General features: G+C 60.0%; 21 protein-coding genes. 10 read left to right on the top strand and 11 right to left on the bottom strand.

The window, feature by feature from the left end; translation table 11 throughout:
- Window positions 1-27 precede the first annotated feature (27 nt).
- Window positions 28-423 carry a VOC family protein gene (locus EV561_RS15095; protein ID WP_132522823.1) on the top strand — a complete coding sequence of 132 codons (396 nt, stop codon included), beginning with the start codon at window positions 28-30 and terminating at the stop codon, window positions 421-423.
- On the opposite strand, the gene EV561_RS15090 is transcribed toward EV561_RS15095, so the two are convergent.
- A complete protein-coding gene (locus EV561_RS15090; RefSeq protein WP_132522821.1) occupies window positions 414-2,297 on the bottom strand; it encodes a sigma-54-dependent Fis family transcriptional regulator in 1,884 nt (627 codons plus the stop codon). The two genes, EV561_RS15095 and EV561_RS15090, sit on opposite strands and share 10 nt — an antisense overlap.
- 225 nt (window positions 2,298-2,522) lie before the next feature.
- Between EV561_RS15090 and EV561_RS15085 the strand changes: the two genes are divergently transcribed.
- On the top strand, window positions 2,523-3,575 hold the full coding sequence (locus EV561_RS15085) for an NAD(P)-dependent alcohol dehydrogenase (protein ID WP_132522819.1): 1,053 nt from the start codon (window positions 2,523-2,525) through the stop codon (window positions 3,573-3,575).
- Between the two features lie 94 nt (window positions 3,576-3,669).
- The gene (locus EV561_RS15080) at window positions 3,670-3,957 is read left to right on the top strand and encodes a ribbon-helix-helix domain-containing protein (RefSeq protein WP_245512673.1); all 288 of its coding nucleotides are present in this window, start codon (window positions 3,670-3,672) and stop codon (window positions 3,955-3,957) included.
- A gap of 43 nt (window positions 3,958-4,000) precedes the next feature.
- Here EV561_RS15080 and EV561_RS15075 read toward each other — a convergent pair whose 3' ends face one another.
- Genes EV561_RS15075 through EV561_RS15060 form a run of 4 tightly spaced genes read right to left on the bottom strand, consistent with a single transcriptional unit; the run spans window position 4,001 to window position 6,085 of the window.
- The gene (locus EV561_RS15075; protein ID WP_132522817.1) at window positions 4,001-4,192 is read right to left on the bottom strand and encodes a hypothetical protein; all 192 of its coding nucleotides are present in this window, start codon (window positions 4,190-4,192) and stop codon (window positions 4,001-4,003) included.
- 11 nt (window positions 4,193-4,203) lie between these two features.
- The gene (locus tag EV561_RS15070; protein ID WP_132522815.1) at window positions 4,204-5,319 is read right to left on the bottom strand and encodes a hypothetical protein; all 1,116 of its coding nucleotides are present in this window, start codon (window positions 5,317-5,319) and stop codon (window positions 4,204-4,206) included.
- Complete coding sequence (locus EV561_RS15065) at window positions 5,319-5,639, bottom strand: hypothetical protein (protein WP_132522813.1); 321 nt, start codon at window positions 5,637-5,639, stop codon at window positions 5,319-5,321. The genes EV561_RS15070 and EV561_RS15065 overlap by 1 nt, the downstream gene beginning before the upstream one ends.
- Complete coding sequence (locus tag EV561_RS15060; protein ID WP_132522811.1) at window positions 5,636-6,085, bottom strand: hypothetical protein; 450 nt, start codon at window positions 6,083-6,085, stop codon at window positions 5,636-5,638. The genes EV561_RS15065 and EV561_RS15060 overlap by 4 nt, the downstream gene beginning before the upstream one ends.
- A gap of 492 nt (window positions 6,086-6,577) precedes the next feature.
- Between EV561_RS15060 and EV561_RS15055 the strand changes: the two genes are divergently transcribed.
- The 7 genes from EV561_RS15055 (at window position 6,578) to EV561_RS15025 (ending at window position 14,538) form a co-directional block, all read left to right on the top strand.
- Window positions 6,578-8,245: an aromatic/alkene/methane monooxygenase hydroxylase/oxygenase subunit alpha gene (locus EV561_RS15055; protein ID WP_132522809.1), complete on the top strand. Its 1,668-nt coding sequence runs from the start codon at window positions 6,578-6,580 to the stop codon at window positions 8,243-8,245.
- Window positions 8,246-8,343: 98 nt separating this feature from the next.
- Window positions 8,344-9,426 (top strand): 2Fe-2S iron-sulfur cluster binding domain-containing protein, encoded by a 1,083-nt coding sequence (locus tag EV561_RS15050; RefSeq protein ID WP_132522807.1) that lies wholly within the window; start codon window positions 8,344-8,346, stop codon window positions 9,424-9,426.
- 53 nt (window positions 9,427-9,479) lie between these two features.
- Window positions 9,480-10,532, top strand: a complete 1,053-nt coding sequence (locus EV561_RS15045; protein ID WP_132522805.1) for an aromatic/alkene monooxygenase hydroxylase subunit beta — start codon at window positions 9,480-9,482, stop codon at window positions 10,530-10,532.
- 22 nt (window positions 10,533-10,554) lie between these two features.
- Window positions 10,555-10,923, top strand: a complete 369-nt coding sequence (locus EV561_RS15040; RefSeq protein ID WP_132522803.1) for an MmoB/DmpM family protein — start codon at window positions 10,555-10,557, stop codon at window positions 10,921-10,923.
- A 77-nt stretch (window positions 10,924-11,000) separates the two neighbouring features.
- Window positions 11,001-12,023, top strand: a complete 1,023-nt coding sequence (locus EV561_RS15035; RefSeq protein ID WP_132522801.1) for an amidohydrolase family protein — start codon at window positions 11,001-11,003, stop codon at window positions 12,021-12,023.
- A 4-nt stretch (window positions 12,024-12,027) separates the two neighbouring features.
- Window positions 12,028-12,843, top strand: coding sequence for an iron-sulfur cluster assembly protein (locus EV561_RS15030; RefSeq protein WP_132522799.1), 816 nt, complete (start codon window positions 12,028-12,030; stop codon window positions 12,841-12,843).
- 60 nt (window positions 12,844-12,903) lie between these two features.
- The gene (locus tag EV561_RS15025; RefSeq protein ID WP_132522797.1) at window positions 12,904-14,538 is read left to right on the top strand and encodes a molecular chaperone GroEL; all 1,635 of its coding nucleotides are present in this window, start codon (window positions 12,904-12,906) and stop codon (window positions 14,536-14,538) included.
- Window positions 14,539-14,619: 81 nt separating this feature from the next.
- On the opposite strand, the gene EV561_RS15020 is transcribed toward EV561_RS15025, so the two are convergent.
- The 6 genes from EV561_RS15020 to EV561_RS14995 all read right to left on the bottom strand — a co-directional run bounded on the left by EV561_RS15020 (window position 14,620) and on the right by EV561_RS14995 (window position 20,176).
- On the bottom strand, window positions 14,620-16,683 hold the full coding sequence (locus EV561_RS15020; RefSeq protein WP_132522795.1) for a sigma-54-dependent Fis family transcriptional regulator: 2,064 nt from the start codon (window positions 16,681-16,683) through the stop codon (window positions 14,620-14,622).
- A gap of 51 nt (window positions 16,684-16,734) precedes the next feature.
- Complete coding sequence (locus tag EV561_RS15015) at window positions 16,735-17,217, bottom strand: hypothetical protein (RefSeq protein ID WP_132522793.1); 483 nt, start codon at window positions 17,215-17,217, stop codon at window positions 16,735-16,737.
- A gap of 217 nt (window positions 17,218-17,434) precedes the next feature.
- Window positions 17,435-17,740 (bottom strand): hypothetical protein, encoded by a 306-nt coding sequence (locus tag EV561_RS15010; RefSeq protein ID WP_132522791.1) that lies wholly within the window; start codon window positions 17,738-17,740, stop codon window positions 17,435-17,437.
- Window positions 17,741-17,926: 186 nt separating this feature from the next.
- Window positions 17,927-18,574 (bottom strand): glutathione S-transferase family protein, encoded by a 648-nt coding sequence (locus EV561_RS15005; protein ID WP_132522790.1) that lies wholly within the window; start codon window positions 18,572-18,574, stop codon window positions 17,927-17,929.
- 178 nt (window positions 18,575-18,752) lie between these two features.
- The gene (locus tag EV561_RS15000) at window positions 18,753-19,247 is read right to left on the bottom strand and encodes a methylated-DNA--[protein]-cysteine S-methyltransferase (RefSeq protein WP_132522789.1); all 495 of its coding nucleotides are present in this window, start codon (window positions 19,245-19,247) and stop codon (window positions 18,753-18,755) included.
- 179 nt (window positions 19,248-19,426) lie between these two features.
- Complete coding sequence (locus EV561_RS14995) at window positions 19,427-20,176, bottom strand: 2OG-Fe(II) oxygenase (RefSeq protein ID WP_132523309.1); 750 nt, start codon at window positions 20,174-20,176, stop codon at window positions 19,427-19,429.
- Between the last annotated feature and the right edge of the window lie 40 nt (window positions 20,177-20,216).

The following is a 20,216-nucleotide window of genomic DNA, read 5'->3' as shown; positions in this document are numbered from 1 at the left end:
CATTCCCACGCGCTAGGAGGCGCATATATGGCCAAGATGATCCACTCCATGATCCGGGTGCTGGACGAGCGGCGTTCCGTCGACTTTTATCGGCAAGCGATCGGTCTTTCCGTTGCCGAACGCGTGGATTTCGACAGCTTTACGCTTCTCTATCTCAGCAACCCCGACACAGGATTCGAACTTGAGCTGACGGTCAATAAAGGGCGGACTGAGCCCTATGGGCTCGGCGACGGCTATGGCCATCTAGCCGTTTCGGTCGACGACATAGAGAGCGAGCACAAGCGCTTCGTCTCGCTCGGGTTCGCTGTCGGCAAGATCGTGGGTTTTCAGCACAATGGCGAGCCGCTTGCCCGCTTCTTCTTTGTGACCGATCCCGATGGTTACAAGATCGAAGTCATTCAGCGCGGTGGTCGCTATTTGTGATCCTGCAGTCCGAGCACATGCTTGTAAACCGTCGTGCGTGAAAGGCCCAATTCGCGGGCCGCTTTTGAAATATTTCCATCCAACCGACGATGTACTGAACGGATTTCTTCGCATCTGGCGCGACTGAGCGGCCGGTTTCGGCATTCCTCACAGCAATCGCCCACGCTCTCGGCCTCCGATTTCGCTCCCTCGAAACAATCCTCATCGAGATAGTCGGCGTGACGGCCCACCAGTGCGCGCTGCAGGACGGACCTCAGCTCGCGCACATTGCCCGGCCATTTTCGTCGTGAAAGTCCGGCAATGGCAGCGTCCGTGATCGGTGTTCCCGGCGCCATAGCCTCCATTAGGTGGCGAACGATCGCAGCAAAATCGGTGCGGGCTCTGAGCGCCGGCAGATGAACGGCAAAGGCGTTGAGCCGATAATAGAGATCGGCGCGAAACAGCCGTTGCGCGACCATCTCCTCCATGTCGCGATTGGTGGCGGAGACGATCTGCACATCCACCTTCTCGGTTTTATGCGCACCCACCGCCCGAACTTCCATATTATCGAGGAAACGGAGAAGCGAGGTTTGCGCGGCAAGCGGTATGTCGGCCACCTCGTCGAGAAACAGCGTGCCTCGATGGGCCGCGCGCGCAAGGCCCGGCGCGCCCTTGTCGCGCGCATTGGTGAAGGCTCCCGGCTCGTGACCGAATATTTCGGAGATGAAGAGTTCCTCCGGCACCGCGCCGCAATTGATGGCGACAAACTCACCCTTTCGCCGGCTAAGGTGATGGATATGGCGGGCCATCAGTTCCTTGCCTGTCCCGGTCTCACCGGTGATATGGACGGGCATCTCCAGAGCAACGGCGTCCGCCAGGTTGGCGATTGCCCGCCGCAGCACGCCGTCTTCGCAAACGAACTCTGGCAGGCCTTGCTTAGGCAGCAATGTCGGGACGGACAGGGAGCCTTGGCGGGGCGGCGAACTTCGCCCTTGGGCGATCTGCCGGCAGGCCATGAAGACGCTGCTGCCGGCCCGGTCGCGAATGCGGATGATGACGCCGCTGAGCAGCCCATCCATCGCAGCGCCGAAGCCGGATTCGAAGAGCGCATCGAAATGGCTGCCAAGCGTTGCCGGCAGGCCAGCGAGCAGCGCCCGGCCGGAACGATTGATCGAGGTGATGTCGCCGCCGGGCGATACAGAGATCAGCCCGGCCGAGAGCGTGTCCAGATATTCGACGCGTGGATGGAAGGCAAAAACGAAGTTGCCGGAAAATTCCTGGAAAACGAGGCCGTTCTCGATCTGCGATGCAGCCATGCGGACCAGCGCATGCGTGTGTTCCTGTCGGGCCTCATGGGCGCAGGAGGCATCGAGCAGGCCGAGAAGCTCGCCCTGCGAATTGAAGACAGGCGCTGCCATGCAGCTCAGATGGCCATGACAGGCGAAATAGTGCTCGCGTCCGTAGATAGCGACCGGCTTTCCGGTCATGGCGGCGAGGCCGAGGGCATTGGTACCGCGCTCATCCTCGTTCCACATGCTGCCCGGAATGATCGAACGGCCGGCAGCGCTGTCGGCGAATTCCTGATCGCTGATCGTATCGAGAACGATGCCGTCTGCATCGCCAAGTGCGATCATGAAGTTCGATCCGGCGATCTGCGAGTGCAAAAGCTGCATCTCAGCGAGCGCCAGACGGCGCATGGACGCGGCAGCCTCACGCCGTCTTCGGACGTCGGAAAAGGCCACGACGCTATGAAGCGGCATGCCGCGCGGATCGAGACCGCCTTCGCGACACCGCTGCCAGCTGTCGGCGACGACAGCTTGAAGCGCGCCAACAGGGAAGCGCTCACCCTTTTCAAGCGCGTTGCGCGCTCGGTCCATTCCTGAAAGATGCTGCATGGCTCCTCCTCATGCATCATGACGGAAGGATAACAGTCGTCACCGGGATGACAATAGACAGAAACTGGACAGTTTCGTTCGCGGCTCCGTCCAGCCGATGAACAGAGATGCGTCGGCCGCTTCCAGCTATATATATGATAATAAAAATGAATCTGATCTGGAACGGCGATTGCTTCTTCCTGCTTCGCAACAGGCATCGATCTCTGCGATGGAGGAGACATCAGTATGAAGGCGCAGGTTCTGAACAAATATGACGATCATCTGAAAGCCGATCAGTGGGTTTCGCTACAGGACGTCCCCGATCCGCAGATCAAGAAATCGACCGACGTCATCGTGCGTATCGGTGGCGCCGGCGTCTGCCGCACCGACCTACATATCATCGAGGGCGTGTGGCGGCCGCATATGGATCCGAACGGCCATGATCTTCTGCCCCTGATTATGGGGCATGAAAATGCCGGCTGGGTAGAGGCCATTGGCAAGGAAGTGGAGGGCATCAAGGTCGGCGATCCCGTCATCGTCCATCCCAAGATTTCGGGCGGCACTTGCCTTGCCTGCCGGCGTGGCTTCGACATGCATGGCCCCGGTAAATTTCCCGGGCTCGACAGCAACGGCGGCTATTCCGAATATCTCTGCACCTCAGAGCGCAATATCGTGGCTTTGCCCAAGACCTTGGCGCCGAAGGATGTAGCACCCTATGCCGATGCCGGACTGACCGCCTATAGAGCCGTCAAGAAAGCGACGCGGCATCTGCTACCCGGCGAGAGCTGCGTCGTCATCGGAGCGGGCGGGCTCGGCCACATCGCCATCCAGTGCCTGAAGGCCATGTGCGCTGCCGACGTCATCGTGGTCGATACGTCAGAGGATTCCCTGGCATTGGCACGCAAGATCGGCGCCGACAAGCTGGTCAAGGCTGACGGCAACGAGGTCGAGGCAGTGCTGCAACTGACGGATGGGCAAGGCGCCGAAGCCGTTATCGACTTCGTCGGCGAAAAAGGCACCACCACCAGGGGGCTTGCGATGACCCGGCCGATGGGCAGCTACTACGTCGTCGGCTACGGCGAAGATATCCGCGTGCCGACGGTAGACATGGTGATCACGGAAAAGAACATCATCGGCAACCTCGTCGGAACGTGGGCCGAACTCGTGGAGCTGATGGCGCTCGCCGATCGCGGCCTCGTGAACCTTACGACCGTGGAATACCGGCTCGCCGACGCCAATAAGGCGCTCAAGGATTTGCACAACGGCAAGATCCATGGGCGTGCCGTGCTGATCCCTTGAACGTTCGGCTTCGACAATTTCGCAAGCGCTCTTCGTCCGGTTTCCGGGCGGAGAGCTTAGTCATGTGCCAACAACTATCGCGATGGAGGAAGACATGATGTGTAGGGTTTTGACGCATCAAGGGCAGGGCCGGTTTACGAAGATCAGCCGCTCGGTCCGAATTGGCGGGCATTCGACGAGTATCAGATTGGAATCGGCTTTCTGGAATGCATTGGAAGACATGGCAGCCATGGAGGGCCTGTCGATGCCGAAGCTCGTAGGCGAACTCTACCGCGAAGCGCTGGAGCAGCATGACGACATGTCCAATCTCGCCTCGATGCTGCGGACTGTCTGTCTTCTCTATCAGCAGGAGCGCGTGGAGGCATCGCGGCAAAGGGCCTGATCGCCAAGAGGCCGTGCCGGAAGCATCGGCCTTTATCCAAGCCCTACATCATCTTGCGGGAAGGTTCCTTGCCGCCCGCATCGGCCTTGCCTTCGGCGATCCAGCGCGCGCCGAGCACCAACGCGCCCATGCTGAAGTCCCTTCCATGGGCCTCGACCATCTCCTGAGACAATCTGGCGATCCTCTCGAAAAAGGCGTCCTTGCTCTTTTCCTCTTCGGAAAGTTCGATCTGCATTCTGTCCTCCATCATTTGAAAAGCTGTGCCGGGAAGGTTGCGATGGCGACGTTGCCGAGCGCATCGCCCATGGCGAGATGTCGGCCATCCCTTGTCCATTGAAGCGCCGTGACCGGCCCTCCGGCGGGGCGCACCACCAATTCTTCGCCTGAGCCGATCGGCGCGACCACCACCTGCCCATTGGAACGGCCGGCGGCGACCAATCTGCCCTCTGGCTGGGCCGCAACCGCGTCGACAAGCACAAGACCGACGCGCCCGGTGGCGAGCGCGCCCGTTGCATTGTCATCGAACGGCGGCGTCTTCATCGACCAGCCGGCTATGCGATAGGCGCCGGCGGCAATGAGTACCTTTTCCTGTGCGCTCCAGGTTACGGAACGAACTGGCGCCGGGAAATCGCCAAGCACGACATTGCGGCCGGCATTGGCATCGAGCAAGCACAGTCCTGCACCATCGAGGCCGACGGCCAGCCAGTTTCCGTCATCACTCCATTTCAGCGAAAGTGGCGGAGCGGGCAGGTAAATCCCCACCAAGGGTTCCAGCTCACTGCCGCCCCGAAACACGATCAGTCTCTCCTCGGTGGCAACCGCGATTCTGGTCCCGTCTGTGGCAAACGCCACGTGCTCTGAAGCCATTCCGGGCAGGTTTGCCTTTGCGCTCGAGGGATCTTTCCCGGTGTGAAAATGAAGCCTATCGCCGACGACGATCGCCGTCGCATGCGTCGCGGCGCAATAGTCGAAGGCCTGAACCGGCTGATCGATCGAGAAGAGTGTTTCGGCGATCTCGCCGGCCCGACTGAGACGCAACAGGCCGCCGTTTGCGCCTGCGGAGAGGAAGCCGCCATCACGGTGAAGCGAGACGGACCTGGCGCCCTTTACCCGCGTAATGATCAGCGGCGCTGCCTTGCCCTGACGTGGGCTGATCGTCGCCTGGCCCCTGTCGACCGTGATGCGGGCCTCCGGCGGCTCGTTATCCGCCATTCGCGCAAAGGCGAGCGAGCCGTCTGCACAAATGACGGCAAGAAGCGTGTCGTCGTCGTTGAAACAGATTTGCCTGATCGCGGCGGGGCGTTGCCAATTGCGGGCGAGAAGGTCGAACAATGTGAGATCGGGAACGGACTGCTGGTTCATCACCGTTTTTCCTTTGACGCTGCGATCAGACGATCGACCTCGCTGACGGCGGCTTCCGCGACCTCGATTTCGGCCGCGCAGTCCTCCTGCCTTGAGCGGATCGCCTCGGCGTCCGCTTCCGCTTTCGCCAGGGCGTGCAGAAGTTCGCCTTCTGCCGGGCTACGCCCCAAGGCAAGTTCCAGGCGAAGAATTTCCATCTCTGCGCCAGAATGTTCCTGAATCAGCCTGTGCGTCTTTGCGGTCAGCGCCGAAATGGTCGAAACGAGCATCAGGCGACGCTGCAGCAAATCCTGGATCGGGTTTGAAACATCGGCACTCATGGATTGCCTCTCGAAGGTGCCTTCCAGACCTCGAGCGTGGCCGGCAGACCCGGCAGCTGCGTCCGGAACCGCTGCTCCGCCATGTCGATGTGGCTGCGAATCTGGTCCCACATATCGACGCGGATCATCGTGTCTCCCGTCAACCGTTCGAGCTCTTCGATACGAAGCTGCCGTGACAGGGAAACGCCCGAGAACACGAAATCGCGCAGCAGGATTGCGTGCCGTTCGGCAAAGGCATGGATCATCGGATGGGTCTCATCGGTGATCCCTGAGGCAGAGAGTTCGCGCAGGATGAATTGCTGGAAATGGCTTTGCATCAGATATTGGCTCTCTCCCAGAAAGCGCGCCACAAAGACGAGGTCTCGCTGCATAAGCCTCGCAATATCTGTGGTCACGTCGCCTTCGATAGGTCCGACCGGCGTCCTCTGTTCATTCTCGTCCGACATGGATCTCTTCCAACCGGGAAATAAATACCCTCGGAATGAAAATATATGCCGTGAAATTTTAAATGTCGATCTTTGTTTATCTCGCACATGCGAAATATTATTCGCGCTAAATCAAAGTATAAATTAAATTACATTTGTAAATTACGACTGTAAAATAACTTTACAACATTTCGATATTCCGCTTCGGCAAACCCTGGAAACAGGGAGAAACTGACTTGGCATGCCGTTTGCACTCTCAATTCTCATAAAATTATCGCGCTGACTGCGACGACAGAAGAACGAAGGAGTTGGGGAACGGTTTGGCGTATCCGGCCGAGGAGTCCGGAACCTCCCCGAAGACCTTTGCCTCGATCGAACTGAATGGCCGGCCCACCGGGGCGCGTCGTCGCGTCATCCGTCCCCGTGCCGTTCCAACTTTCGCTCGCGGCGTTTCTGGCGCCGTTCCGGCCGGGACCTCAGGTCTGCGGCGAACCATAGAGGAGGCTGAGGACGATGTCGTCTTTGACACTCAATAAGATAACCTCGCAGCGAGGTATTTCCGTCGGCGAGGCAACCAAGCGGATTTCCGATCTTGGTTGGAATCCCAGCTACGTGCAGGAAGCGATGACGTTTCCGACGGACTACAAGATCAGCAAGGCGCCGCGCGATCCGATGAAGCAGGTGCTGCGCTCCTACTTCCCCATGCAGGAGGAAAAGGACAATCGCGTCTATGGCGCTCTCGATGCGGCGCTGCGCGGGGACATGTTCCGCAATGTCGAGCCGCGCTGGGTGGAATGGATGAAGCTCTTCCTGGCGATCATCCCCTTCCCGGAAATCTCCGCCGCCCGCTCCATGGCGATGGTCGCCCGCATCGCACCCGGCGAAGACCTGCGTACCGGCTTCACCATGCAGATGGTCGACGAATTCCGCCATTCGACTATCCAGATGAACCTGAAGAAATGGTACATGGAGAACTATATCGATCCTGCGGGCTTCGATATCACCGAGGAGGCCTTCGGCAAGTGCTATGCCACGACGATCGGTCGCCAGTTCGGCGAAGGCTTCATCACCGGGGACGTGATGACATCGGCCTGCCTGTACTTGACCGTCGTCGCCGAGACCGCTTTCACCAATACGCTCTTCGTTGCCATGCCGTCGGAAGCCGCTCGCAACGGCGACTATGCGCTGCCGACCGTCTTCCTGTCGGTCCAGTCCGACGAAAGCCGGCATATCGGCAACGGCCATTCGCTGCTGATGGCAGCGCTCAAGGAGCCGGAAAACCACCTGCTTCTGGAACGCGACCTGCGCTACGCCTTCTGGCAGAACCACGCGATCGTCGATGCCGCCATCGGCACCTTCATCGAATACGGCACCACGAACCGCGACAAGAACAAGGAGTCCTACGCGGAGATGTGGCATCGCTGGATCTTCGAGGACTATTATCGCACCTACATGCTGCCGCTCGAAAAATACGGCATCAAGGTCCACCACGACGACGTGCACGAAGCCTGGAACCGCATCACCAAGAAGCACTACGTCCACAAGGTCGCGCAGTTCTTCGCAGTAGGCTGGCCGGTCAACTTCTGGCGCATCGAAGCCCAGCGTGAAGCCGACTTCGATTGGTTCGAGAACAAGTATCCGGGCTGGTATGCCGAGTTCGGCGAGTTCTGGAAATGGTACGACAAGCTCAGCCGCCCCGGCGAAACGCCGATCACCTTCTCGACGGAAACCGGCTACGTCTATCCGCATCGCTGCTGGAGCTGCCTCGTTCCCTGCCTGATCCGTGAGGACATTGTCGTCGATGAAATCGACGGTCAGCTTCACACCTTCGCCCACGAACTCGACCGCTGGACGGCCATCGAGGCCTTTGCGGACGAATATCAGGGCCGGCCGACGCCCGCGATGGGCCGCTTCAGCGGCAAGCGCGAGTGGGAGACGCTCTATCACGGCTGGGATCTGGCCGATGCGATTAAGGACCTGAACTTCGTCCGTTCAGACGGCAAGACCCTGGTGCCGCAACCGCATCTGCGCTTCGACGCGAAGGATATGTGGACACTCGACGATGTTCGCGGCCACACGCTGATGTCGCCGCTGACGCTGCTGCGCGAAATGTCGCCGGCGGATCGGGAGAAGCACCTCGCCGAGTATCGCGCAGGCTTCACCATCAATCCCTGCAATTGAACGCATGAGATCAGGCGGAGGCCGACTATTCGGCCTCCGCATTCCGGGACGAGGCCGCTTCCTTCAGTCGGGAGCGGGGGAATTGGGAGAATTTCCATATGGCTGACGCTCAGAAAGTGCATGTGGCAGCGCACAAGGTCCGCCTTGAGCCTGTTGGTGTCGAATTCGAGGTCGAACACGGCGAGACGGTGCTGAACGCCGCTTTCCGCCAAGGCATCACGCTGCCTCACGGCTGCAAGGAGGGGCAGTGTTCCGCCTGCAAATGCGTGCTTCTCGATGGCGAAGTCGACATGCTCAAATATTCGACCTTCGCGTTGAACGACATGGAGAAGGATACCGGCCATATCCTGCTATGTCGGGCGCTCGCCTTCTCCGACATGGAAGTGGAGCTTTTAAATTATGACGAGGAGGTGCTGTCGAAGGCGATCGCGGTGAAGACGTTCAGGGGACGGATTTCCCACATCGAAGCGCTGACCCACGATATCAGAGGCATCGAGATCGAGCTTGGTTCCCCGATGAAGTTCTGGGCGGGGCAATATGTCGACATCACGGTCACCACCGAAAAAGGGGAGACGATTACACGCTCGTTCTCCATGGCAAATACGCCGCGCGAAACCCAGAAACTCTCCTTCATCATCAAAAAATACCCGGAAGGCAAATTCTCCGGAGAACTCGATTCCGGAGGCATCCGGGTCGGAGCCGATGTCACCGTCGTCGGACCCTACGGGACCTGTTTCCGACGGGAGGAACGAGAAGGACCCCTGATCCTGGTAGGCGCAGGATCGGGTATGTCGCCGGTGTGGTCTATCCTCAACGACCATGTCCTCAGCGGCGAATCCCGCCCGGTCTATTTCTTCTATGGCGCGCGCACGCCAGGCGACCTCTTCCATCTCGATCGCATCGAGGAGCTAGTCGCGCGCCATCCCGAAGTGACCTTCATTCCGGTCCTCTCGCATGCGTCAGATGACAGCGGCTGGACCGGTGAGCGCGGCTTCGTTCACGAACGGGTCGACGCCTGGCTCAAACAGCTCGATGTGGATGGCAACGGCGACGTCTATGCCTGCGGCCCGCCGCCGATGATCGATGCGCTTCAGCCCGTCCTCTTCATGAACGGCTTCGAAACCGAGCGCATCTTCTTCGATCGCTTCACGACGTCTTCGTCGGCAGCTCCGGCTCACTAGGGCCGGAAGAGACAGACACCTACAAATCAGCTTGCAACACGGGAGTGAGAACCATGCCAGCATTATCGAGTTCTGTCGGATCAGGTGCGGCCGGAGCGGCAATCTTTGCCGATTCCGACAGCCGCAGATATCGCTACTTCGAACCGAAGGGCCAGCGCGCCACCCATTATGAAGATGTGACGGTCGACGTCCAGCCCGATCCGGAACGCTATTTGATCCAGAACTGGATCATCTCCTTCGCCAACGGCAAGGGCGCCTATGTGAAGGACAACACCGCTGTCAAAAGCTCCAACTGGCACAGCTTCCGCGCGCCGGACCAGGAGTGGGAGCGCACGCACTACCAGCGGCAGTCCAAGATCGAGACCATGGTGCAAAGCGTTGTGTCGAATGCGCGGCGCGCCGGTGCGCCGAAAACCTTCGACAAGGTATGGCTCAAGATCCTGCAGACGCATCTGGGAGCCTGGAAGCATGTGGAGTTCGGCCTCGGCACGTCGCTGATGCAGGCGCAGCGCTACGGCTATACCCAGATGATCAACAACGCGACGCTGACCAATTCTTCTTACAAGCTGCGGCTCGCCCAGGACATCACCCTCTATCTGGCCGAGATCGGCATGGATATTCAGGGCTGGGATGACGACCTCGGCAAGAAGACCTGGCTCGAGGACAGCGTCTGGCAGGGCACGCGCGAAGCGGTCGAAACCATCATGGGCGCGACCGACTATCTTGAGCAGTATTTCGCGATCAATCTCATATTCGAGCCGCTGGTCGGGGAACTGTTTCGTTCTGGCTTCCTGATGCAGGTGGCAGCCGCCAACCACGACTTCGTCACGCCGCCGGTCATCTCTGCGGCCGAAGCCGATTACGAGCGCAATCTCGCCAACACGATCGACCTTATGTACCTGCTCGCCAACGACAATTCCTACGGCGACGACAACAAGAAGGTCTTCCAGGGATGGATCGCCAAGCATGCTGCCCTTGCCGACAAGGCTGCCAAGGGTCTGCAGCCGATCTGGTCGATGCCGCATTCCAAGCCCGTAGCCTTTGCCGATGTCCAGGCCCAGTCGCAGGAGCGGCTCGGCAAGATCCTCGGCGAACTCGATCTCTAGCGCTAATCGAAGGAGCTATTTCATGTCACTGGTTGCACGCGACACATCGCACGACAACATCTTCAAATCGATGAAGGATATCACCTTCGAGCAGACGATTTCCCATCAATGCGGCGTCACCATGAACGATTCCGTCGAGGCGCGCGCCATCGCCGAATTCATGGGCCAGAAGCCGGGTGTGGTCGTCACCTATCAGCCCGCGCTGATCCGCATCGACGGCGTCGGCAAGCTGATCTTCAAGATGGACGAGATCAGCGAATATCTCGGACGGGAGATGACCGCAGAAATCTTCGAGGTCAACACATCGACGCATTATGGCCGCATGGTCCGCGTCGACGACAACACGGTGATCCTCTTCGGCGATATGGACGAGGTGTTTGACTACATCTGAGGTCTGGCAGGGCGATTGAAGGATGCGCCCCGCCAGGGCGCACCCTTCGGAACACGGCAGTTTTGGAGGAGAAAACCATGTACGTTACACCCGAAGGCAAAGAGATTTTCATCGTCGATGGGCATACGCATTTCTGGGACGGGAGCCCGGAAAACCAGCGCAATATTCATGGCAAGCAGTTCGTCGAATGCTTCTATGCCTATCACACCGGGCTCAGCCCCAAAGAGCAGCTCTGGGAGAAGAGCAAGTTCGAGAAATATAGCGCTGACGATCTCTATCAGGACCTGTTCATCAATGGTCCTGACGACGTGGCGGTCGTTCAGTCCACCTATCTGAAGGATTTCTACAGGAACGGTTTCAACACGATCGAGCGCAATGCCGAGGTGGCCAAGCGTTATCCCGAACGCTTCATCGTCAACGGCTCCTTCGACCCGCGTGATGGCGAAAAGGCCCTCGAATATATCCACTACATGAAGGAGACTTACGACATCAAAGGCGTGAAGATGTACACGGCCGAGTGGAACGGGGCCTCCAAGGGCTGGAAGCTGAACGATCCAGACGCCTACCGCTGCTTCGAACTCTGCGAGAAGCTGGGCATCAAGAACATCCACGTTCACAAGGGCCCGACCATCATCCCGCTCAGCAAGGATGCCTTCGACGTTCATGACGTCGATTACGCCGCGACCGACTTCCAGAATCTCAACTGGATCGTCGAGCATTGCGGTCTTCCGCGCCTCGATGATTTCTGTTGGATCGGCGTGCAGGAAACCAATGTCTATGGCGGACTTGCCGTTGTCCTGCCGTTCATCCATTCGCGTCCGCGGTATTTCGCCGAGGTTATCGCCGAGCTGCTATTCTGGATCGGCCCGGAAAAGATTCTGTTCGGTTCGGACTATGCCATCTGGACGCCGCGCTGGCTGGTGGAAAAGCTTTGGGCCTTCGAACTGCCGGAAGACATCAAGCAGGAACGCGGTGTCGATCTGACCCCCGAGATCAAGGAGAAGATACTCGGCCTCAACGCAGCGCGCCTCTACGGCATCGATATCGCCGCCAAGAAGAAGGCACTCGCCGGATCGCCCTTCAGCGTTGCTGCGGAGTGAGCCGATGAGCATCGACGGTCTGTCTGAAAGCCGCCAGAGGGAGCTCTGGCGGCGGTTGGAAACGGTGAACGACCCCGAACTGGATGAGCCCGTCACCGAGATGGGCTTCATCGAGCGAGCCGAGATCGCGCAGGATGGCGGCGTCGAGGTGGATTTTCGGCTCCCGACCTATTGGTGCTCGCCGAACTTCGCCTTCCTGATGTTGGAGGACATCAGGGTGGCGCTTGAGGCTCTCTCCTGGTCGCCGCGTTTTCACATTGCCCTGCATGATCACATGTTCGCCGAGGAGGTGAACCAGGGCATCGCCGCTGGAAAAAGCTTCTCGGAGATCTTCGACACACTGACGAGCGAAGGCGAGATCGATCTAGAAGCGGTGCGCGCGAAGTTTCGGCTGAAGGCGTTCAAGCGCCGGCAGGAGGCCGTCATCCTCAGTCTGAGGGCAAACGGATTTTCCGAGGACGCGATCGCCGCGATGGCGCTCGCCGACTTCGATGCTTTGCGGGGAGGGCAGGCAGACACCGTCAAAGTCAGGCTGCGCTACCGCGAGGCTCTCGTTGCTCGCCGTCATGGTCTGCGCCCCGATGACAAGGTCATTGTCGATTGGGAAGGCAAGCCGGTCGATGCCAACAGGCTCGCCGCCTATCTCGGCGAGTTGCGCAGCGTGCGCATCAACATGGAGTTCAACGGCGCGCTCTGTCGTGGGCTGAAACAGACGCGATACAAGGAGATGGAAATGATCGATGGCGAGCCGACCCTGGTCGATTTCATCGTCGGTCGGGTGCCTGCTCCCACAACGCTGTCGCATACCACGGATCATTGAAACACGCCTGCATGGAACGGCAGGCAGGGCACCCGCCATTGGGCGGCAGGAGGAGGAGCCATGCCAAAATTGATGTTGCACAATTCCGAAGCCCGGCGGGCGCTTGCCCGTGGCGTCGGGCATCTTGCCGCCGCAGTCGAGTCGACGCTGGGGCCTCGGGGGATGAATGCCATGATCGACCGTCCGATCGGCACGCCGCTTGTGACCCGCGACGGCGTCAGCATCGCATCCGAGATTGAGTTGTCCGACCGCTTCGAGAACATGGGTGCGCAGGTCGTCCGGGAAGTCTCGATGCAGACCAACGAGGTTGCCGGAGACGGGACGACCACAGCGATCGTCCTGGCGAATGCGCTTGTTCAGGACGGCATTGCAGCGAGCGAGCGGGGTGCGAAATCCGTCGATCTCTGCAAAGGCATCGATCTGGCCGTCGACAAGATCGTGGAGGCCTTAAAGAGCAAGGCGAAACCTGCCAAAGGAGACGGCGTACTGGCCGCTGTCGCCAATATCGCTGCCACCGATCCGAAGCTCGGGGCGCTTGTGACCGAAGCTTATGAGCGCGTCGGCACGGAAGGCGTCATCACGACCGATTTCAGCGTGACAACGGAGACGACGCTTGATGTCGTCGAAGGAATGTCGTTCGATCGCGGTTACCTCTCCCATCATATGGTGACGGATCAGGAGAAGATGGAGGCTGTTCTGGAGCGTCCCCTGATCCTGATGACCGATCTCAAGATCAAGGATCCTTCCTCCCTGGACGCGGTGCGCCGCATTGCCGATGCGGCGCACCGGCCGCTGCTAATCCTCGCCGAGGAAATGTCGCCGGAAGCGGTCGTCATGCTGCTCGGCAAAGAGGGTGCTGGAAAATATCTCGTCATCCATCCGCCGGAATACGGTCATTGGCGTAAGGCGCTGATGGAGGATCTGGCGATTCTCACCGGCGGCCGCGTTATCGCCCGCGATCTTGGCGGTCGGCTGGAGGATGTGACCGCGGAAGACCTCGGTTCTGCCGAACGGGTGAGAACGAGCGCAAGCCACACCGCGATCGTTCGCGGCGGTGGCAATCCGGAGGCGATCGCCGCCCGTCGGGCGCAGGTACAGCGCCAGTATGAGATCGCTCCGCCCAATATCGAGCAGGACAAGCTGCGGGAGCGGTTTGCCAAGCTCTCCGGCGGCACGGCGGTCATCTATGCAGGAGGAGTGACGCCCGTCGAGCAGAAGCGCACGATCCAACTCATCGAGGATTCGCTCCATGCCGTGCGGGCGGCCGTAGAGGAAGGCGTCGTTGCCGGCGGCGGTTCCGCGCTCGCCCAGATCGCGCCCGTCCTCGACGACCTATTGCAGACGATGAGCGGCGATGTGGCGGAAGGTGTGCGGCTCGTCAAATCGGTGCTGACACGGCCGCTGTCGCGCATTGCCATCAACGCCGGTGCGGATCCCGTGGCTGTCGTGGGCGAGGTCACCCGCGTGAACGGCGGTTACGGATACAACGCCTCGACCGGCACGTATCAGAATATGATCGAGGCCGGAATCATCGACCCGGTGCGCGTCACCTACACGGCGCTGCGCAACGCCGCCTCCGTCGCCAAGCTCATTCTGACGACAGAGACGCTGATCGGAGACCTGCATGAAGACGAAGTGGATCCCACTGCCGGTCCGGCGCTCGGGGGCGGCGCCGAACGGTTGGGAAGAGCCTGATCAGTGGAACCGGGCGGCGGCCCTGTGCCGTCGCCCGGAATAATGACTATGGGAATGCCGGTCGGGGCTTGTCTCGCCGCCTCAGGCGTAGCTGCGCTTGATCCCGAATTGCTCCATTTTCCGATAGAGCGTCGGTCGCGAAATGCCGAGCCGATGGGCGACCCTGCTCAAATTGCCCTGTTCGGCCGACAGGGCCGTTATGATCGCTTGCCGCTCGGCCTCGGCAAAGGTGAGGACCTCAGTCTCTGTCCCCATGGCAATACGGCTTTCGATTGCCTGGTGTTCGGCTATCTCGGGCGGCAGATCGTCCACGGCGATCAGCCGATTGCGCGCAAGAAGATGTAGCCGCTCGACGAGATTTCGCAGTTCCCGCACATTGCCGGGCCATTGATAGGCAAGCATTGCATCAAGCGCCTCGTTGGTGAAACGGAGCAGCGATACGGCTCTTCGATCCGCCATGTTGCGATTGAAATGGTCAAGCAGCAGCAGACAGTCGTCCCCGCGCTCCCTGAGGGGAGGCACCGCAATGGTCACAGCACTGACGCGATAGAAGAGATCGCGGCGGAAGCGGCCGGCGGCGACTTCCTGCTTGAGATCGCGATTGGTCGAAGCCACGAGCCTGACATCGACGTACCGGGCGCGGCTGTCGCCAAGCCGGTGGACGACACGTTCCTCGAGCACGCGCAGCAGAAACGGCTGGATGTCCAGCGGCATTTCACCGATTTCGTCGAGGCTCAGGACTCCGCCGTCGGCAAGTTCAAAGACACCGGCCTTGCCGTCGCGCAAGGCGCCGGTAAAGGCACCGGACACATGCCCGAACAATTCGCTGCCGAACAATTCCTTCGTCACCGCCCCGCAATTCAGCGCGATGAAGGGACTGCCGGCGGATTTTCGGCTGCCGGCATGGATAAGGCGCGCAAAGAGCTCCTTGCCGACGCCGGTCTCGCCCTGGATCAGCAGCGAGGTTACATCCTCCGTCTCGGCCACCCTGCAGGCAATATCAACCGCCGCCCGGAGCGTCTCGCTTTCGCCGACGATCTGGGCACAGGCTTCTTTCAGCCGATCGGACACGCGGCTGCCGATCGACACGGTTCGTCCACGTGCGCGATTTGCAAAGACCAGCGCCGCCCCGCGAATGTCGCCGTCGAGTTCGAGCGGACAGACGTCGCAATTGCGCATCGTCTCGGGAAGGTTGGTGGCGACGCTGTCGAGGAAGCCGGAGCCGGAGAGCTCCGGCGACCAACAGTTCACACCACCGCGGCGAACGACTTCGCCCAGCCGTCGCCCTTCCGGCAGCGGCACATTGTTGTGATAGATCGCGCGACCCTGGCGATCGATGATCAGAAGTCCGTCACTCGCATGATAATTGTTGGCAGACGCAATGAAGGCTTCGAGAAGCCTCATCCGCTCCGCCGTCTGCGAGTCCGCGAGTGCCCTCTCTATTTCACGGGCGGCGGCGGCGACGAGCGCAATATTGTGTGGACGAAAGATATCGGGGTGTCCGGAGAGATCGACGACACCAATCACCTTGCCGTCGAAGGGGTCGCGGATTGGCGCGCCAGCACAGGTCCAGCTCTTGATGCCAGCGCAGAAATGTTCCGCTGCGTGAACGAAGACCGGTTCGCCGGTCCAAAGGGCCGTGCCGATGCCATTGGTGCCGACGACATCTTCGGTCCACTTGCCCCCGACGCCGAGGTGGATATCCATGCCGTCGAAGACGGTCCTCTTGTCGCCCATGACGTTGATCAGGACGCCGTCGCTGTCGGCAAGGGCGAGCATGGCGCCTGTTCCATCCAGCATGCGGCCGATGGTGGAAAACGGACGCATCGCAGCTTCCAGCAGTTCCGAACTGCCGCGCGTCAGCGCTTCAACGGCATCCCTGTCGGTCTCGATCGGCGCCTCGTTGCGCTGGGCATCGATGCCTCCCTCGGCACAGCGAGACCAGGAGTCTTGAATGGTGGAGCGTACCGGCAGGGTGGGGCGCCTGGTCTCCTGTTTTCCCTCCAGAAGTCTTTCCCACGCTCTGGTCACGCCGACCTCGTCGTAGTCGGTGCGAATGATGGCGGCATCAGGCATCAGTGCTGCCATCTGCCGTGACCGCTCGAGAGGAAATTCATTGATGCCATGCGGGGGGTTACGCTTCATTGGCTCTCACATTTCATGCCTCGGAGAAATCGGGTGCTCGCATGCGGCGAGTCAGTTTTCCGACGGCATATCGAGACGACTACCGATATCGGCAGCGAGATCTTTGGCGCCATAGGAGGAGCCGATGGTGACGCCGTCCATGTCCGCAAGCATCTCAGCGGTCGCCTCGTCCAGCGGCGCGATATAGCGATTGCGTGGGATGGCGAGGGCGAAGGTCTTCCCGGCAGCGGTCTCGCGAATATCGCCGAAATGCTGAAGCTGCCGACCCGAGGATTCGTCAACGGCAATGACACGGCCGTTGGGCGTTACCCTGATTTTCGGCTCAGGCTCGGCTTTAGTCGCCTGCTTGTCGCCGATGTGGATGATGAGACCCTTTGCCTGCGGGCGTTCGCGCGGCTTCTGGGATTGGGAATATCGACCATTGCTGAACTGGTCGGCAAGCCTGGTAATCACGCCGCGATTTTGCTCGATCAGGCGTTTGACGTGGACGTCCTCTCGACGAGGCCCATCCCGCTTAGAAAATATCTCGACCATGAATCCTCCCAGATCATGATTGCATTTTCTGACGCGTTCTATGACGAAAAGCGTAGCACATTTCCTCCAATGCACCAGCTTAAAGCCATATCACCGGCTAACGGATGATGGTGGTATCCGACGGCAGCAGGGCGATTATTTGTCACTGCCGACGACCGACGCCGCGAGGTCGCGCAAACCTTGGCATTGAATCTTCGCAACATCGCGCCGTGCGTTCTCAGATGCCCGACCCGTCAAGCTCCTGGGCGTCCTCGCCTTCCCAGGGTGAGGGCATCGAGCTGCGATTGGTATTGGCCGAGGGCATGGGCATCCAGCACTTCAATTCCGGCTCGGCATATTCGACGATGCGGCCGGGCGAGGAATCAGAAGAGCGCCAGCCCGCTGATGCGAACTGATCACCATTCGACCAATAGGCAAGGTCAACTTCTGCCGGCCCCTGTTCGGACGGGCGGATTGTAACGAGGAACCGACTGCCGTCTTTCGGTGCGCTAGCCATGTGGCGCCAGCGGTCTGGCTCGTCCATCGTTTTTCCTCCTGCCTCGCTTTGGACCGCAAGTGTCGCCTCGCCATCGAAAACGGTCAACTCAAACTTTGCACAATCATTCTCGATCGAGTGACTCCGATCAAGGGATCAAACGTGGCGGGTTCCGAGTCCTTTCAAGAGCTTTGGGTCGTTCAGGCTGTTCCTGGCATTAAGCGACCTTTCTCATCAATTCGATGCAGCGATGAAAACCGCCAATTGAGCGGCGAAGGCGCGCTTGTATGCGGACCTCATTTCGCCGCGGGCGACATAGGCCGAGAGGTTCGGATATTCTTCCACTATGCCCGACCCTTTCAGCCTGAGGAGCACACTGATCATGAGAAGGTCGCCGGCGCTGAACTCGCCATCCAGCCAGTCGGCATCGCCAAGGCGGCTGGAGAGGCTCCCGAGCTGTTTGCGAATACCATCCTCGAGAGCATGCAGGCGCTTTTCATACCAGGGCTCGTCGCGCTCGAGGATCATGGCGAGACTGCGATCGAAGACCGGCGGCTCCACGGTGTTGAGCGCGGCAAACATCCAGGCAATCGCGCGCGCCTTTGCATTTTCATCCGGGGGCAGCAGTCCCGCATGGCAGGTAGCGATATGAAACACGATCGCTCCTGACTCGAACAGGACGAGATCGCCTTCCTCATAGGTGGGGATCTGCCCGAATGGCTGAATTGCAAGATGCTCGGGTTCCTTTATCGCCTTGAACGAAAGAAGGCGAACGTCATAGGGTTGCCCCACTTCTTCGAGCGCCCAGCGAACACGCATGTCACGCGCCAACCCCCGGCCGCGATCAGGCGAGTGTTCGAAGGCTGTGATCGTAATCGTCATGAACCGGCTCCTTTTGGTCTCCCACCGGGATGACGCACGAACTCGTCGGAAACCTACATCGTTCCGTCCATATTTCTCGCGTGCGAACGTTCGGTCGGAGAGGCCGCTTTCCGGTCAATGGCCGGCACCGCGCAATGGCCGTCGCCGGTCGTCTTGTCTTTTTGAGGGCAAGCCCATTCTATTGCTCGCGCTCAAGGAGCGTCCGTTTTCGACGCACACCCCAACGATAGCCCGAGATCGAGCCATCCTTCTTGATCACGCGGTGGCAAGGGACGAGCACGGCGATCGGATTGCTCGCGATCGCCTTCGTCACGTCGCGGGCATCCTGGGTGCCGAGTTGGGCTGCGAGCGCCCCATAGCTGGTCGTCTCACCGACCGGGATCGACTGCAGCATCGTCCAGACATTGACTTCATAAGTCGTGCCGCGGAGATCGATGGGCAGACCTGGATCGTATCCGGGCCGCTCGACCGCTTGGACGACCCTATCAAGGACGTCGGCAAGATCAGTCTGACTTTGGACGAGCTCGGCAGCGGGAAAGCGGGCGCGCAGCGCGTCTTCCATCGCTGCGCGGTGCGAACTGAATTCCAGCGCGACCACGCCCTTCTCGGACATCGCAACGATGAAGTCGCCGAGGGAACTCATCCCCCAGGCAAAATGAATGATTTCAAGCATGACAGCGCCTTTCGAATTTGCGTGCGGTCACAATAGGAGGAGACGAAAACGGTGCCGATCCGGTCCTTGCTTTCAAATCGAACATTCGCGGCAGCAGAGCCATTGCACCAACATCTATGACGACGAAAGCCCCGCGGGACATGGTGGCCGCGCGGGGCAGTGTTGCAGATAGTGGGAGATCACTTCGCGTCGTGGAAGATGATGCCGACAGTGTGGCGCATCCCCGAGTGAACGCGGCTGACGCCATGGCGAAGATTGACGCGATAGCTGCCCCTGGTGCCCTCGACCGGACGGTTGTGAACGGCAAAGGCGACGGCGTCGCCATGACGAAGCGGAACGACCTCGACCCGGCTTTGCGCGCGGGGCCGCTGCTCCGTCATGCAGAATTCGCCACCGGTGAAGTCCGCTCCGGGCTCGGAGAGCAGGATCGCGACCTGGATCGGGAAGACGAGATCGCCATAGAGATCCTGGTGCAGGCAATTGAAGTCGCCCGGGATATACTGCAGCAGCAGCGGTGTCGGCCGTGTCTGGCCAGCCCGGTGGCATTGATCGAGGAAGGCGGCGTGCGTGTCGGGATATCGCTGTTCGATCCCCATGCGTTCGTTCCACTGATCCGCGAGTCCCGCCAGATGCGGGTACAGAGCCGTGCGTACGCCTGAGAGCAGATCCGGAAGGGGATATTTGAAATAGCGGTACTCTCCCTTGCCGAAGCCGTGCCGGGCCATGATCACATGGCTGCGGAAGTGACTCTCGTCCGGATAGAGCGCCGAGATTCTGCGGCACTCTTCGAGAGACAAGAGTTTCGGCAGGACGGCGCAGCCGAAGCTGTCGAGTTCAGACAGGATCGCCGCCCAATCGTAGCCGGCAATCCGCGCTATAGCGGATACATTGGCTCCTTCAGGAGCGGCGAGGTCGAGGAGCGGCTTCATCATGCCATTGTCTCCCTCGGCACGAAGACGGCCAAGTCCT

Origin of the sequence: Rhizobium sp. BK376 (genome assembly GCF_004341625.1) — a bacterium.
Lineage (GTDB): Bacteria > Pseudomonadota > Alphaproteobacteria > Rhizobiales > Rhizobiaceae > Rhizobium.
Note: the sequence above shows the minus strand (reverse complement) of the source record. Positions and strands in the feature narration are given on the sequence as shown.

Coding starts and splice junctions, on each gene's coding strand:
- EV561_RS15095 (WP_132522823.1), top strand. CDS start 28: ATGGCCAAGATGATCCACTCCATGATCCGGGTGCTGGACGAGCGGCGT.
- EV561_RS15090 (WP_132522821.1), bottom strand. CDS start 2,297: ATGCAGCATCTTTCAGGAATGGACCGAGCGCGCAACGCGCTTGAAAAG.
- EV561_RS15085 (WP_132522819.1), top strand. CDS start 2,523: ATGAAGGCGCAGGTTCTGAACAAATATGACGATCATCTGAAAGCCGAT.
- EV561_RS15080 (WP_245512673.1), top strand. CDS start 3,670: ATGATGTGTAGGGTTTTGACGCATCAAGGGCAGGGCCGGTTTACGAAG.
- EV561_RS15075 (WP_132522817.1), bottom strand. CDS start 4,192: ATGCAGATCGAACTTTCCGAAGAGGAAAAGAGCAAGGACGCCTTTTTC.
- EV561_RS15070 (WP_132522815.1), bottom strand. CDS start 5,319: ATGAACCAGCAGTCCGTTCCCGATCTCACATTGTTCGACCTTCTCGCC.
- EV561_RS15065 (WP_132522813.1), bottom strand. CDS start 5,639: ATGAGTGCCGATGTTTCAAACCCGATCCAGGATTTGCTGCAGCGTCGC.
- EV561_RS15060 (WP_132522811.1), bottom strand. CDS start 6,085: ATGTCGGACGAGAATGAACAGAGGACGCCGGTCGGACCTATCGAAGGC.
- EV561_RS15055 (WP_132522809.1), top strand. CDS start 6,578: ATGTCGTCTTTGACACTCAATAAGATAACCTCGCAGCGAGGTATTTCC.
- EV561_RS15050 (WP_132522807.1), top strand. CDS start 8,344: ATGGCTGACGCTCAGAAAGTGCATGTGGCAGCGCACAAGGTCCGCCTT.
- EV561_RS15045 (WP_132522805.1), top strand. CDS start 9,480: ATGCCAGCATTATCGAGTTCTGTCGGATCAGGTGCGGCCGGAGCGGCA.
- EV561_RS15040 (WP_132522803.1), top strand. CDS start 10,555: ATGTCACTGGTTGCACGCGACACATCGCACGACAACATCTTCAAATCG.
- EV561_RS15035 (WP_132522801.1), top strand. CDS start 11,001: ATGTACGTTACACCCGAAGGCAAAGAGATTTTCATCGTCGATGGGCAT.
- EV561_RS15030 (WP_132522799.1), top strand. CDS start 12,028: ATGAGCATCGACGGTCTGTCTGAAAGCCGCCAGAGGGAGCTCTGGCGG.
- EV561_RS15025 (WP_132522797.1), top strand. CDS start 12,904: ATGCCAAAATTGATGTTGCACAATTCCGAAGCCCGGCGGGCGCTTGCC.
- EV561_RS15020 (WP_132522795.1), bottom strand. CDS start 16,683: ATGAAGCGTAACCCCCCGCATGGCATCAATGAATTTCCTCTCGAGCGG.
- EV561_RS15015 (WP_132522793.1), bottom strand. CDS start 17,217: ATGGTCGAGATATTTTCTAAGCGGGATGGGCCTCGTCGAGAGGACGTC.
- EV561_RS15010 (WP_132522791.1), bottom strand. CDS start 17,740: ATGGACGAGCCAGACCGCTGGCGCCACATGGCTAGCGCACCGAAAGAC.
- EV561_RS15005 (WP_132522790.1), bottom strand. CDS start 18,574: ATGACGATTACGATCACAGCCTTCGAACACTCGCCTGATCGCGGCCGG.
- EV561_RS15000 (WP_132522789.1), bottom strand. CDS start 19,247: ATGCTTGAAATCATTCATTTTGCCTGGGGGATGAGTTCCCTCGGCGAC.
- EV561_RS14995 (WP_132523309.1), bottom strand. CDS start 20,176: ATGAAGCCGCTCCTCGACCTCGCCGCTCCTGAAGGAGCCAATGTATCC.